Annotated in this window: 12 protein-coding genes; 8 read left to right on the top strand and 4 right to left on the bottom strand. The window is 63.4% G+C overall.

From position 1 onward, the window contains the following. Nucleotides 1–27 precede the first annotated feature (27 nt). The 7 genes from HT578_RS21780 to HT578_RS21750 are packed head-to-tail and all read left to right on the top strand — an operon-like array spanning nt 28 to nt 5,890. Entirely contained in the window at nt 28–516 is a 489-nt protein-coding gene (locus HT578_RS21780) for an SRPBCC domain-containing protein (protein ID WP_013849881.1), read from the top strand. Next, complete coding sequence (locus tag HT578_RS21775) at nt 513–890, top strand: hypothetical protein (RefSeq protein ID WP_039396774.1); 378 nt, start codon at nt 513–515, stop codon at nt 888–890. Before HT578_RS21780 ends, HT578_RS21775 begins: the two co-directional genes overlap by 4 nt. Nucleotides 891–937: 47 nt before the next feature. Beyond that, nucleotides 938–1,351 (top strand): hypothetical protein, encoded by a 414-nt coding sequence (locus tag HT578_RS21770; RefSeq protein WP_004212881.1) that lies wholly within the window; start codon nt 938–940, stop codon nt 1,349–1,351. A 3-nt stretch (nt 1,352–1,354) separates the two neighbouring features. Further along, a complete protein-coding gene (locus tag HT578_RS21765; RefSeq protein ID WP_004212882.1) occupies nt 1,355–2,041 on the top strand; it encodes a ZIP family metal transporter in 687 nt (228 codons plus the stop codon). Beyond that, on the top strand, nt 2,038–2,646 hold the full coding sequence (locus HT578_RS21760; protein ID WP_004212885.1) for a cation efflux transmembrane domain-containing protein: 609 nt from the start codon (nt 2,038–2,040) through the stop codon (nt 2,644–2,646). The genes HT578_RS21765 and HT578_RS21760 overlap by 4 nt, the downstream gene beginning before the upstream one ends. Continuing rightward, on the top strand, nt 2,643–5,144 hold the full coding sequence (locus HT578_RS21755; RefSeq protein WP_004212886.1) for a heavy metal translocating P-type ATPase: 2,502 nt from the start codon (nt 2,643–2,645) through the stop codon (nt 5,142–5,144). Before HT578_RS21760 ends, HT578_RS21755 begins: the two co-directional genes overlap by 4 nt. After that, nucleotides 5,141–5,890 carry an HAD-IIB family hydrolase gene (locus HT578_RS21750; RefSeq protein WP_004212890.1) on the top strand — a complete coding sequence of 250 codons (750 nt, stop codon included), beginning with the start codon at nt 5,141–5,143 and terminating at the stop codon, nt 5,888–5,890. Before HT578_RS21755 ends, HT578_RS21750 begins: the two co-directional genes overlap by 4 nt. Nucleotides 5,891–6,086: 196 nt before the next feature. On the opposite strand, the gene HT578_RS21745 is transcribed toward HT578_RS21750, so the two are convergent. After that, nucleotides 6,087–8,942: a Tn3 family transposase gene (locus HT578_RS21745; protein ID WP_213504648.1), complete on the bottom strand. Its 2,856-nt coding sequence runs from the start codon at nt 8,940–8,942 to the stop codon at nt 6,087–6,089. Between the two features lie 40 nt (nt 8,943–8,982). On the opposite strand from HT578_RS21745, the gene HT578_RS21740 reads away from it, so the two are divergent. Further along, on the top strand, nt 8,983–9,747 hold the full coding sequence (locus tag HT578_RS21740) for an IS6 family transposase (protein ID WP_213503882.1): 765 nt from the start codon (nt 8,983–8,985) through the stop codon (nt 9,745–9,747). A gap of 20 nt (nt 9,748–9,767) precedes the next feature. On the opposite strand, the gene HT578_RS21735 is transcribed toward HT578_RS21740, so the two are convergent. The 3 genes from HT578_RS21735 to HT578_RS21725 all read right to left on the bottom strand — a co-directional run bounded on the left by HT578_RS21735 (nt 9,768) and on the right by HT578_RS21725 (nt 12,777). Beyond that, a complete protein-coding gene (locus tag HT578_RS21735; protein WP_213504642.1) occupies nt 9,768–9,950 on the bottom strand; it encodes a hypothetical protein in 183 nt (60 codons plus the stop codon). A gap of 74 nt (nt 9,951–10,024) precedes the next feature. Continuing rightward, a complete protein-coding gene (locus HT578_RS21730) occupies nt 10,025–10,984 on the bottom strand; it encodes a copper resistance protein B (RefSeq protein ID WP_024021276.1) in 960 nt (319 codons plus the stop codon). Then, nucleotides 10,984–12,777 (bottom strand): copper resistance system multicopper oxidase, encoded by a 1,794-nt coding sequence (locus HT578_RS21725; RefSeq protein WP_024021277.1) that lies wholly within the window; start codon nt 12,775–12,777, stop codon nt 10,984–10,986. Before HT578_RS21725 ends, HT578_RS21730 begins: the two co-directional genes overlap by 1 nt. Nucleotides 12,778–12,780 lie beyond the last annotated feature (3 nt).

The raw sequence follows: 12,780 nt of genomic DNA, 5'->3' as shown, positions 1-12,780 counted from the left end.
CCCCGCCCATCTCTGGGAGATGGGGATATGCCTCGCACCATAACCAGCTCGATGCTTCACGGCGGGCCACTGCGCATCTGGTCGGCACTCACCGATCCGGATCATCGCCGGGCGTGGAGTCCGCTCGTATTTCTCGATGATCCGTCCCGGCTCGGCGACACAGAATGCACCTTTGCGATCCAGGGCATCACCCGGCCAATTCGGACGCCAGCACGGATTGATCGATTCGATAAACCGCACGCCTTCGCTTGGTCCTGCGGCATCCCCTATCTGTTCACGCTCGAAGAGCGGTACGAGCTGGCGGGGGACGATGGCGGCACCAGGCTAACGCATAGCTGCACGCTGCGCGGGGCGCTCTCCCTGCCGTTCGCGGCGATGATGTTGCGCCGCCTGCGATCCCTGATGGTCGAATCTGACGATCGCCTCGCAACCTATCTCCGCTGGCGGGTAGGTCAGCCTGCCCGGGCTATCAATCGTCAGCGCGTCCCCTTCCGCTGCAGGAGGAAGGCGCGATGATGATGCACTGTAAGCGGGTGCTGCCCGCCGTCATCCTCGTTGTCGGACTCGCGGCGTGCTCGGAAAGAAAGCCGCCAGCCCCGCCAACGGAGCAGCAGTTCCATTCGTCCGACAGCGCCGTGGCGACCGGGGAAATGGGGCGGCATAGATATCGCTGTTCCGACGGGGAACCGCTGTTCGTCGATTACAAGGACAACGGCCTGCAGATCGATTTGCGGCGCTCCAACGGGGGACCGCCGATGATGCTGACCGCGCCAGCGCAGGGCCTGCAATATGTCGGCGAAACAGCCACCGCGACCTTCAAGGGGTCGCAGCTCACCATCGTGGAAGGCGATGGCCGTACCCGGATCTGCGAGCGGGAAGGCACGCGATGAACTGCCCTGCCTTCGAACGCCACAGGGCGCTTCGTCGGAAGAGACCGATGTCTGACACGTCGATTTCAAATGTGACAACCTTGTGCGGCCTGAATCGGGCCGGTCTGGCGATCGCGCGCCTCGGCGTCGTTCTCGTCTCCGGGGCGGTTATAGGGGCGTGTAATCCAGCGCCGACCCAGCCTACCGAGCCGGCGCATGAAAAGCATCTGACGTCGAAACTAATCGCGCAGCGCATCATGTACTGCGACGACGGCACACGCGCCGATGTCGACTTCATCGATGACGGCTTGAAAATGGCCGTCACCTGGCTGCCGAAGGGCAGGACCGAGATCCTGCGCGCACAGCGAACCGGTGACGAGTTTCGCGGCGACCATTCGCGGGCTGTCGTGGCGGGCGGATCGATCGCGTTCACGCGACGCGGGAAGATCCGCGTCTGCCACCGAACCCCGGAGGAGTCCTAGGAAATGCAGGCACTGCTCTATACGCTTGCGCCTGTGCTGGCGGTCGTGCTCGGCGCGATTGTCGCGAGCCGCACCAAGTTGAAACCTGGCCTCGTGGCGGGCCTACAGCATCTCGCTGCCGGCGTCGTGTTCGCGGCGGCAGCGACCGAAATCCTGCCGCAGGTCAAGCATGAGGCATCGCCCAGCGCGACGTTGATCGGCGGGGCGGCGGGCGTCGCGACCATGCTGGGGCTCAAGGCTCTTGAGGCCCGCTTCAAGGGGCCGATGGCGCTACTCGCCGCGATCGGCATCGACATTCTGGTCGACGGCCTGGTGCTCGGCCTCGCTTTCGTGGCGGGCGAGAAGGCAGGTCTCCTGCTGACGATCGCGCTCACTCTGGAAGTGTTATTTCTGGGACTGACGCTGACCGACGAGCTGGCGGAAACCTATCGCTCGCGCTTGCGCATCATCGTGATCGTCTCGGCATTGGCCCTGCTGCTGCCGATCGGCGCGCTCGCTGCCGTGCCGGTCGCCGCGCTGTCGCCGGTGATGATCGCCGGCTTCCTCAGCTTCGGGCTGATGGCGCTGCTCTACCTCGTCACGGAGGAGTTGCTGGTCGAGGCGCACGAGAAACCCGACACCCCGCTCATCAGCTCGATGTTTTTCGTCGGCTTCCTGGCCCTGCTGACACTTGAGGAGATGATGGGATGATCCCGGGCAACGACAACAATGGCGGGCAGGAGCGCCGCACACTGTGGATCGTCCTGCTGCTGAACGCGGCGATCGCTGCGGGCTTCTTCGTTTCCGGCTTCTTCGCGGACTCGAGCGCGCTGATCGCCAACGGCGTCGACAACCTGTCCGATACGGCTGTGTATGCGCTGAGCCTTGTGGCGCTCACCCGGGGCCAGACATGGAAGACACGCGCCGCGGTCGCTTCGGGCGTCATGCTGCTGATCTTCGCGGGCGGCATCTTGATCGATGTCGGACGGCGCTACGTGCAGGGCAGCGAGCCCATCGGACCTACCATGATGGTCATGTCCGCGATCGCCGGCGTCGTGAATTACCTCTGCCTGCGGCTGCTCCAGCGCCTCAAGGATCCGGACGTCAATCTCCGGGCCGCAACCACCTTCAGCTTCAACGACTTCATTTCCAACGGCGGCATCCTGATCGCCGGCGTGCTGGTGCTGTGGTTGGGTACCAATTGGCCGGACCTGCTGGTCGGCTTCGCCACCGCCATCATCGCCATCAAGGGCGGTGTCGAAATCCTGCGCGACGCGCGCGCCGAAACCAAGAAAAGCGAAAGGAGGTCGTCATGAACGACAAGCTCGAACTCGACATTCCAGTGTTGTTGCCGGACCTTCCTGACGCGGCCGATGCCTGCCTGGACCGTCTCGTATCAACCCTGTCAAAGCGCGAAGGTGTCGAGCGGGCGCATGTGATCTGTCTCGACGGCAACACGCCAGCGGCGCTGTGCATCCATTTCGATGCCGCCAAGCTGCCGCTGCCACGGTTGCGCGAAATGGTGCGCGCCGCAGGTGCCGAAATCACCGAGCGCTACGGCCATGCGATCTGGCAGGTGACGGGGATCAACCACGAACGTCGGGCGCGCACGGTCAGCGATGCGCTGTGCGCCTTGCCCGGCGTGGTCCAGGCAAGCGCCAGCACCAGCGGGTCTGTCCGGGTCGAATATGATCGCCGCGAAACCACCGAAGAGGAGGTGCGCGCTGCGCTTCGCAAGCTGAAGGTGAGGGTGGGCAAGCGGGTCGCTGCCGATGAACATGCCGGCCACGACCACGGCCCCGGGGGCCACGGCGCGGGCGAAGAGAAGCACGGCCCCGGCGATGGCCACGACCATAGCCACGCCGAATTTCTCGGCCCCAATACCGAGCTGATCTTCGCGCTCGCCTGTGGCGCGCTGCTGGGGATCGGCTACGCGATCGAGAGGCTGGTCGCTGGCGCGCCCGAATGGCTGCCGACCGCCTGCTATATCGCAGCCTATTTCTTCGGCGGATTCTTCACGCTGCGCGAGGCGATCGACAACCTCCGGATGAAGAAGTTCGAGATCGACACGCTGATGTTGGTCGCTGCGGCCGGCGCCGCTGCGCTGGGCGCATGGGCCGAAGGTGCGCTGCTGCTGTTCCTGTTCAGCCTCGGCCATGCGCTTGAGCATTATGCAATGGGCCGCGCCAAGAAGGCGATCGAGGCGCTGGCGAAGCTCGCGCCCGAAACCGCGACCGTGCGACGCGGCGGGCAGACCAGCGAAATCCCGGTCGAGCAGATGGTCGTCGGGGACATTGCCATCGTCCGCCCGAACGAGCGCCTGCCTGCCGACGGCTTCGTCATCAAGGGCACCAGCGCGATCAACCAGGCCCCGGTCACGGGTGAAAGCATCCCGGTCGACAAGGTGCCGGTCGCAGATGCCGCAGCGGCACGCGCCAAGCCCGATGCAGTCGACGCGGAAAGCCGGGTTTTTGCTGGTACGATCAACGGCGGCGGCGCGATCGAGATCGAGGTGACACGCCGTTCCAATGAAAGCGCGCTTGCCAAGGTCGTGAAGATGGTGAGCGAAGCGGAGACGCAGAAGTCGCCGACGCAGCGCTTCACCGACCGGTTCGAACGGATCTTCGTGCCCGCCGTCCTGGTCCTGTCAGTGCTCCTGCTGTTCGCATGGGTGGTCGTCGACGAGCCGTTCCGCGACAGCTTCTATCGCGCGATGGCGGTGCTGGTGGCGGCAAGCCCGTGCGCGCTCGCGATCGCAACGCCGAGCGCGGTCCTGTCGGGCGTTGCCCGTGCAGCGCGGGGCGGCGTGCTCGTGAAGGGCGGTGCACCGCTCGAAAACCTCGGGTCGCTCAAAGCGATCGCTTTCGACAAGACGGGCACGCTGACCGAAGGTCGTCCGCGCATCACTGATGTCGTGCCCGTCGATGGCGCCGATGAAGGCGAGTTGCTGGCGCTGGCTGTCGCCGTCGAAGCGTTGAGCGACCATCCCCTGGCCCAAGCGATCGTCAAGGACGGCCGCGAACGTCTGAACGATCGTGCCGTGCCGACTGCCGGCGACCTCAAGAGCCTGACCGGTCGGGGCGTCACCGCGAGCGTGGATGGCGAGACGGTGTGGATCGGCAAGGCCGAGATGTTCGGAAGTGAGGGCATTCCGGCGCTGGGGCAGGGCGCGCAGGACGCAATCGCGAAGCTGCGCGAGAACGGCCGCACGACAATGGTGGTCCGCAAGGGGGACCGCGACCTGGGCGCGATCGGCCTGATGGACACGCCTCGCGAAGCTGCCAAGACCGCGTTGCGTCGGCTGCACGAGATGGGCGTGTCGCGGATGATAATGATCTCCGGCGATCACCAGAAAGTCGCCGAAGCGATCGCCGACGAAGTCGGGATCGACGAAGCGTGGGGCGACCTCATGCCCGAAGACAAGGTTGCCGCGATCAAGAAGCTCGCCGGCGAAGACAAGGTCGCGATGGTGGGCGACGGCGTGAACGATGCGCCGGCGATGGCAAGCGCCACGGTCGGCATCGCGATGGGCGCGGCGGGGTCGGACGTTGCGCTGGAGACAGCCGACGTGGCGCTGATGGCCGACGATCTGGCGCACCTGCCATTCGCAGTCGGTCTTAGCCGCCATACCCGTGGAATCATCCGGCAGAACGTCTTCGTCAGCCTGGGTGTCGTCGCCTTCCTGGTGCCTGCTACCATCCTCGGCCTCGGCATTGGGCCAGCGGTGGCGGTTCATGAGGGATCGACGCTGCTCGTCGTCATCAATGCGCTCAGGCTGCTCGCCTACCGCGATCCGGCAGGGAAGGCGGCATGAAGTGGCTGATCGCCTTCGACCTCGACGGCACGCTTGCCGAGAGCAAGCGGCCGTTATCGGAGGATATGGCCGCAATCCTCGCCCGATTGCTCGCCATCACGGATGTGGCGGTGATCTCGGGCGGGGACTGGCCGCAGTTCGAAAAGCAGATCGCCTCGCGCCTTCCTGCCGGCGTCGCGCTCGACCGTCTCTGGTTGATGCCGACCACAGGCACGAAACTCTATCGGTTCATCAATGGCGCTTGGCGCGCGGTCTATGCCGAACTGTTCGACGACGCGGAGAAGGCGAAGATCCGCACGGCCTTCGATCAGGCGCTGACCGATGCCGGTCTCGCCGACGAACGTATCTGGGGCGAACGGATCGAGGACCGGGGCAGCCAGATCACCTTTTCGGGCCTGGGGCAGGCAGCGCCGCTGAAGGAAAAGGAAGCGTGGGATCCTGACCGAAAGAAGAGGACCGCGTTGCAGGCCACGTTGCGCGCGAAGCTGCCGGAGCTCTCGATCAATCTCGGTGGCACGACATCGATCGACGTGACCAGAGCAGGGATCGACAAGGGCTATGGCCTGAAGCGCCTGAGTGCCGAGAGCGGTGTCCCGCTCGACGGGATGCTGTTCATTGGGGATGCGATATTCCCCGGTGGGAATGACTATCCCGCTGCTGAAATCGGCCTCGACACAGTGAGGGTGCGCGACGTCGCGGAAACCACCGCCGTCGTGACCGCCATCATCGCGTGTCTGCACCGATAGGATCAAGATACATGGTCGGCTCCATCGCGGAATGCCGCATTGTCAAAGCTCTGGCTTCTGTCGCTTAGGGCAGCGCTTCCTAAAACGAAAAGAAGGCAATGTGCGCGTCTCCGCGAACAAAGCCTCCAGCGATCAATCTAAGAGATTCCGCCGCGCTTCTCAATCGTAGGGGGCGTTTGCGGGAGGGGGCGGAATCCTACGCTAAGGATTTGGGCCAGCGATATTCCCCGGTTAGATTGATGTGTTCCCATCCCAACGGCGAGACGTGGGCGAGTAGATCAGGCGCGATATGGGTACCGCTGGCGGCCCGGGTATTGACGACCTCGCCGAGCTTCATGGTGTTCCAGAATATGATGATGGCGGCGAGCAGGTTCATTCCGGCGATGCGATAGTGCTGGCCTTCGCCGGATCGATCCCGGATTTCACCTCGGCGGTGGAAGCTGATGGCGCGCTTTAGGGCGTGGTGGGCCTCACCCTTGTTGAGGCCGATCTGAGCCTGGCGCTGGAGGCCGGCATCAAGAATCCAGTCGATCATGAACAGGGTTCGCTCGATGCGGCCCACCTCTCGCAATGCGAGGGCCAGCTCATTCTGGCGCGGGTAAGAGGCGAGCTTGCGAAGAATCTGGCTGGGGGCGACGATCCCCGCTGCGATCGTCGCCATGATGCGCAGGATGTCGGGCCAGTTGCGCTCGATGAGCGGTTCATTGATCTTACCTCCGACCAGCGCTCGCACATTGGCCGGCGTCGCGTTGGGCGTGAAGGCATAGAGTCTTTTCTGAGGGAGATCGCGGATACGGGGGGCGAACCTGTAGCCGAGCAAGGCGCAGGCGGCGAACACATGATCGGTGAAGCCGCCCGTGTCGGCAAAATGCTGGCGAACGCGGCGGCCCGCGTCATTCATGAGCAGCCCGTCCAGGATATAGGGAGCCTCGCTGACCGTTGCCGGGATCACCTGGGTTGCGAACGGCGCATATTGATCGGACACATGGCTGTATCCCTTGAGGCCCGGGACGTTGCCATATTTCGCGTTGATCAGATTCATCGCCTCGCCCTGCTCGGTAGCAAGGAAGAACTGCCCGTCGCTGGATGCCGATTGCCCTTGTCCCCAGAAGGCGGCCATGGGCAGGGCGGCGTGGGCCTCCACGATCATGGCGAGCGCCCGATCATAGGCGCTGCCTTCGACATGCCAGCGCGCGATCCGCAGCAATTCCCAGAAGCTGTGCGTGTTGGTCGCCGCCGCCATCTTGCGCAAACCGAGATTGACGCCTTCCGCCAGCAACACGTTCATCAGGCCGATCCGGTCGCTGCAGGGCGCGCCGGTGCGCAGATGCGTGAACGCCTCGGAAAATCCGGTTCGCTCATCGACTTCCAGCAACAGATCGGTGATCCTCGCGGGCGGGAGCTGTTGATAGAGATCGAGCACGAGATCCTCGGCCCCTTCGGGCGTGTCGGCCCTCAGCTTGTCGATGTGCAGCTTGCCGTTCTCGATGATGCCGCCTGGGATCGTGCCGGTTCGCGCCGCGCGGCCAAACTCCTTCAGCCGTGTATCCAGTCGAGCCCTGCGCTCGGCCAGCCATTCGCCGGGTCGCAGCGGCACGGCGAGCCGCGCGGTCTGCTCTATCGCCTGTGGCGGGACCAGAAGCTGCTTGAGGTCGCCATAGCGGCGCGATCCCGCCAACCATATGTCACCGGACCGGAAGGCGTCGCGGATGTGGAACAGCACCGCGATTTCCCAAAGCCGGTGGTCGCCGCTGGGCTCAGCGCAAAGATGACGATGCCATTTCGAGTTGGGACGTAGAAAATCCACCGGCGGATCGACCTTGATCCCGTTACGCAGCATCGCAACGGCCGCCAGAAGAGGCGTGGCGATCGGCGCCGCCTGCATGTCGAGCAGGCGCAGCATCCTGGGCGCGTAGAGGCGGAAACGGTGATAGCCGTCCAGCACACGGCTGAGCGGGTCGGCCGCGAGCACGTTGGTCAGCGCGGAGGCCGTGGCGACAAGGGTTCTGAACCGTTCCCAGCCAGGCCCGGTGGCGATTATCCCGTCCAGGGCCGTGCCATCGTCCTGCGCTCCAAGCAAAGCACCACCGATTTCGGCAAAGGACTTCAGCGTGTCCCGAACGGCCGCCTTTTCGTCGGCGATCCTGGTGTTGCAAAGGCGTTCGGAGGCCCGATAGAGACGGCCTACGATGCGATCGTGGGTCTCCACGATGACATCGGCCAGCGATGACCGCCATTCCAGGGTGCAGACAGCGAGGATCGCAAGCCGCCTGTCTTCGGGCAGATCACGCATGCCGTCGGCGTAATAGCGCTCGCCCTGCCGGCGAAGCCGGGTCACACGATGCGCCGGCACGCCGTCCAGCAAATCCGCCGGAAGATCGAACCTTTGAAGATATTCCAGTCGATCCATCAGCCGGTTAGCGGCTGCTGAATTTGCGCCAACCTCGAACTGTCGCAGCCATACGAAGCGCGTGACGCGACCATCCACCGTATCCTCCAACAGGTGAGCCAAATTCTCGCTCAGGGTTGGCGTGATGCGATGGGCGATAAGATCCTCGATCCGGCGCTCGGCCTCAACCAGCGCATCGGCGCAAAGGCGCTCGATCGTCGAGGAGCCGGGAAGGATCGTGCGGGTGCGGCGACACTCCGCAACGAAGCGACGGGCAAGATCCTCATTCGATGTCGCCGCCTCGGCTTCCCGAGCGATCCATTCGCGCAAATCCCGTGCGCCCCGCCCCGAAAAGGAGCGATAGCCGTAGATTCGGCGAAGGTCCGCCAGATGCTCGTGCCGGGTCTCCTCGCGCGCGGCATAGAGGAGTAGATCGTCGCTGGTCAGACCGAGCTGGGCCGCGACGAAATCCGATACCTGCGCCGGGATCAACTCGCCAGGAGCGAGCACCCGGCCCGGGTAGCGCAGGACGCACAGTTGCAGCGCGAAGCCAAAACGATTGTGGGCGCGCCGGCGCTGGCGGATATGCCCGAGATCCTCATCGCTGAGGGTATAGTGCCGCAGCAGCTCACCTTGATGGCTCTGTTGCAAACTCTGGCGCAGTGGCCAAGATTGGGCTGCTGGATTGGCAGGATCGGTTGCGATGAACGATTTCAAGGGGCGGCACTTCACCGGAGAGGTCATCCTATGGGCGGTGCGCTGGTATTGTCGATACGGCATCAGCTATCGTGATCTCGCGGAAATGCTGGCTGAGCGTGGGATCGATGTCGATCATACGACTATCTATCGTTGGGTGCAGCGCTACGCGCCGGAGATGGAGAAACGACTCCGCTGGTTCTGGCGGCGTGGTTTTGATCTGAGCTGGCGCCTCGATGAGACTTACGTCAAGGTGCGGGGCAAATGGACCTACCTGTATCGGGCGGTCGACAAGCGGGGCGACACGATTGATTTCTACCTGTCACCGACTCGCAGCGCCAAGTCTGCGAAGCGCTTTCTGGCAAAAGCCCTTCGCGGTCTAAAGGACTGGGAAAAGCCGACGAAACTCAACACCGACAAGGCACCAAGCTACGGCGCCGCAATCGCTGAGTTGAAACGAGAAGGAAAGCTCGCGGCGGCGACTGAACACCGGCAGGTGAAATACCTGAACAATGTGATCGAGGCTGATCATGGCAAGCTCAAGATATTGATCAAGCCCGTCCGTGGTTTCAAATCGATGCCCACAGCCTACGCCACGATCAAAGGCTTCGAGGTCATGCGCGCCCTACGCAAAGGACAGGCCCGACCATGGTGCCTGCAACCAGGGATCATGGGCGAGGTGCGTCTTGTCGAGCGAGCTTTCGGCATTGGACCATCAGCCCTGACCGAGGCCATGGAATTACTAAACCAACACCTGGCCACGGCCGCTTGATTGCCATGAAGCGGCGGATCTCACTCGCTCGCGGACGATCTTTGCAACAGAGCCCTCTTGTTGCCGACCCTTTGATAGAGGAAGAGCAGAAACTCCTCCCGCGCCTCGATCAAAGCACGGCGGACAGCCGCATCCGCAGGCTTTGCTGCCTCCAGCTCAGGCTCGTCAGGGACCTTGTGTGATGTGCGTTCGTTCTTCGTCATGATCGTCCGTTCACATCAATTGACGCCGACCGCCGCGATTCATTACAGTTGAAGCCTGAGGCGGAAGCGCACCCTCAAAACCATAAGCGGACGCCCACGACGTAGTTAGTGACACTCGGGTCTTCGCCTGCCGCGCGAGCATAGTCCGCGCTATCGCCGATCTTCCATTCCTGTTCGATGCCGATGTACGGCGCGAATTCGCGTACGAATTCATAGCGCAGGCGGACGCCCAGTTCCGCCTTATCTAGACCAGCGCCGATGCCAAGTTCGGGAATGTCCTGCGCGGACGCGTTCACTTCGATCCTCGGTTGCAGGATCAAACGCTGCGTAATGCGCTGGTCCAGTTCTGCTTCTATGCGTGCGGTCAGATCACCCTTGTTAGACAGGAAGGCTGCGGCATCGACTTCGAACTGATAGGGGACCAGCCCCTGTAAACCGATAACTGCGTGCGTGCGCGCCGGGCCGGTAAGGTCCTGCCGGACGCCGGTCTGAAGGTCCCACCACGGGCCGATAGCATGGCTCCACAGCGCCTGAACTTCGGCGCTTTCAAGCTTTTCACCGAAGCTGCCTTCGCCTTCGGACTTGAGCCACAGCTTGTCGTAGTCACCGCCGTAATAGCCCTGTACGTCCCAGAGATAGCCGTCCTTACCGACCCGAGCGCGATATTCGGCGCGGTCGGCCTGGAACCAGTAAACCGGCATCTCACCGCTGACCTGCTTCACCACTTTGGTGCGGGAGGCTGCCATGCGGTCCGCACCGACAACGGCATCGGCGGCAAAGGACGGCCCTGAGAATGCCTCGGGCGGCGGCGGTCCCTGGGGAATCGCCTCATCGGCCTGGGAGGCCATCGACGAATGGTCCATCCCGGAATGATCCACCTGCCCATCTTGCATGGCGGAATGGTCCATCCCGCCGTGGTCCATGGTGGAGTGGTCCATCGGCTTTTGCTGCTCGCCGGGTTGGCCCTGATGCTCCTGGGCCAGAGCTGGCGTCGCGATCGCAAGCAGCGGCAGGAGAAGACTCGCGTGGCGCATCACTCGTCTCCTCCGCCGAGCGGGCGGACAGTGACCACCTGAAACATGCCGGTGTGCATGTGGTAGATCAGGTGGCAGTGAAACGCCCAGTCGCCGGGTTCATTGGCAGTGAGATCGAACTGGGCGGAGCCGCCAGGCTGCACGACGATCGTGTGTTTCATCGGCTGGTGGCCGGGAGGAGCGCCGTTGACCAGTTCGAAGAAGTGGCCGTGCAAGTGGATCGGGTGCGCCATCATCGTGTCGTTGACGAGTTTCACTCGCACGCGCTCGTTGTAGGCAAAGCGGATTGGATCATCGGTGACGGCGGAGAATTTCTTGCCGTCGAACGACCACATATAGCGCTCCATGCTTCCGGTGAGATGGATTTCCTTCATCCGGGTCGGGCGGCGGTCGTTGGGGTTCGGCTTCACTGCGGCGAGCTGTTTGTAGTCGAGCACCCGGTGCCCGACGTCATCCAGACCGATTCCGGGATCGCCCATCCGGTCGATCGGGTTCATCGCCACCATGTCGAGCCCGGGGCCGACCTTCACATTGTCCGGCAGCCGTGAGGTGTCGCGCATGTTCATGCCGCCCGACATGTCCATTCCGGCCATGTCGCCAGATTTTTCTGCCATGCCTGGCATGCCTTCCATATCGTGCATGCCTCGCTCGGACATCCCGGTCATGCCGCCTGCGCCGTGATCGCTAGCGCTCATGCCCATGTCGGCCATGGTGAGCAGCGGCGGCTTGCGCAGCGCGGGGACGGCGGCGCTTGCACCCGGCCTGCTCGTCAGGGTCGCAACACCCATGCCTGAACGATCCATCGCTTCGGCAACGAAGGTGAAGGCCTCCGCGCCCCTGGGCTGGATGATCACATCATAGGTTTCGGCATTGCCCATCTGGAATTCGTCGGTCTCGACCGGGCGGATATTCTGGCCGTCTGCGGCCACCACGGTCATCGGCAGGCCGGGGATGCGCACGTTGAAGAACGTCATGGCGGAACCGTTGATAATCCTCAGGCGAATGCGCTCGCCGGGATTATAGGCAAGCTCCAAGCCGTCCTCAGGGCCGTGACCGTTGATGAGGAAAGTGTAGGTCGAGCCCGTCACGTCGGCGATGTCGGTCGGCATCATCCGCATGCGCGCCCACATGCGCCGCTGTTCGCCGGTCAGCGGATAGTCGTCGGTCCAGCTCGTCTGCTGGTAATTGAAATAGCCCTCGCCGACCTTGAGTTTGCGGATGATCTCGTGCGGGTTCATCGGCGACCAGTCCGTCAGCATCAGCACATATTCGCGCTCATATTCGAACGGATCGGGCTCGGCGGGGTCGATGACGATGGGTCCGTAATGCCCCATCGGCTCTTGCAGCGTGTGCGCATGCCACCAGTAAGTGCCCGCCTGACGGATCGGGAAGCGATAACGGAAGGTTTCTCCGCGTTCGACCGCGGCCATGGTGATGCCCGGAACTCCGTCCATCAGGAACGGGACCAGCATCCCGTGCCAATGGATCGAGGTTCCCTCCGAGGCGTTGTTGATCAGGTCGACGGTGAGATCTTGCCCTTCCCGCAGGCGCAGCAGTGGCCCAGGCAGCGTTCCGTTGACGGTCACGGCCGCCCCTCTGCGCGAGCCGGTAGTGAACAGCGCGTCCTCGACCGTCATGGTCAGATGTTCGCCCGAAAGAACATCGCTTCCCTTGCGCGCCAGTGTCCCGCCATGCGCGCCCCGCGCCCAGGAAGGCATAGCGCCGGCAAGACCAACAAGACCTGCTCCGCATGCGCTGTAATGCAGGAATCTGCGGCGATTTATCGATGTCATCGC

Origin of the sequence: Novosphingobium decolorationis, from assembly GCF_018417475.1 — a bacterium.
Taxonomy (GTDB): domain Bacteria; phylum Pseudomonadota; class Alphaproteobacteria; order Sphingomonadales; family Sphingomonadaceae; genus Novosphingobium; species Novosphingobium decolorationis.
This window is presented reverse-complemented; position numbering and strand designations above follow the sequence as displayed.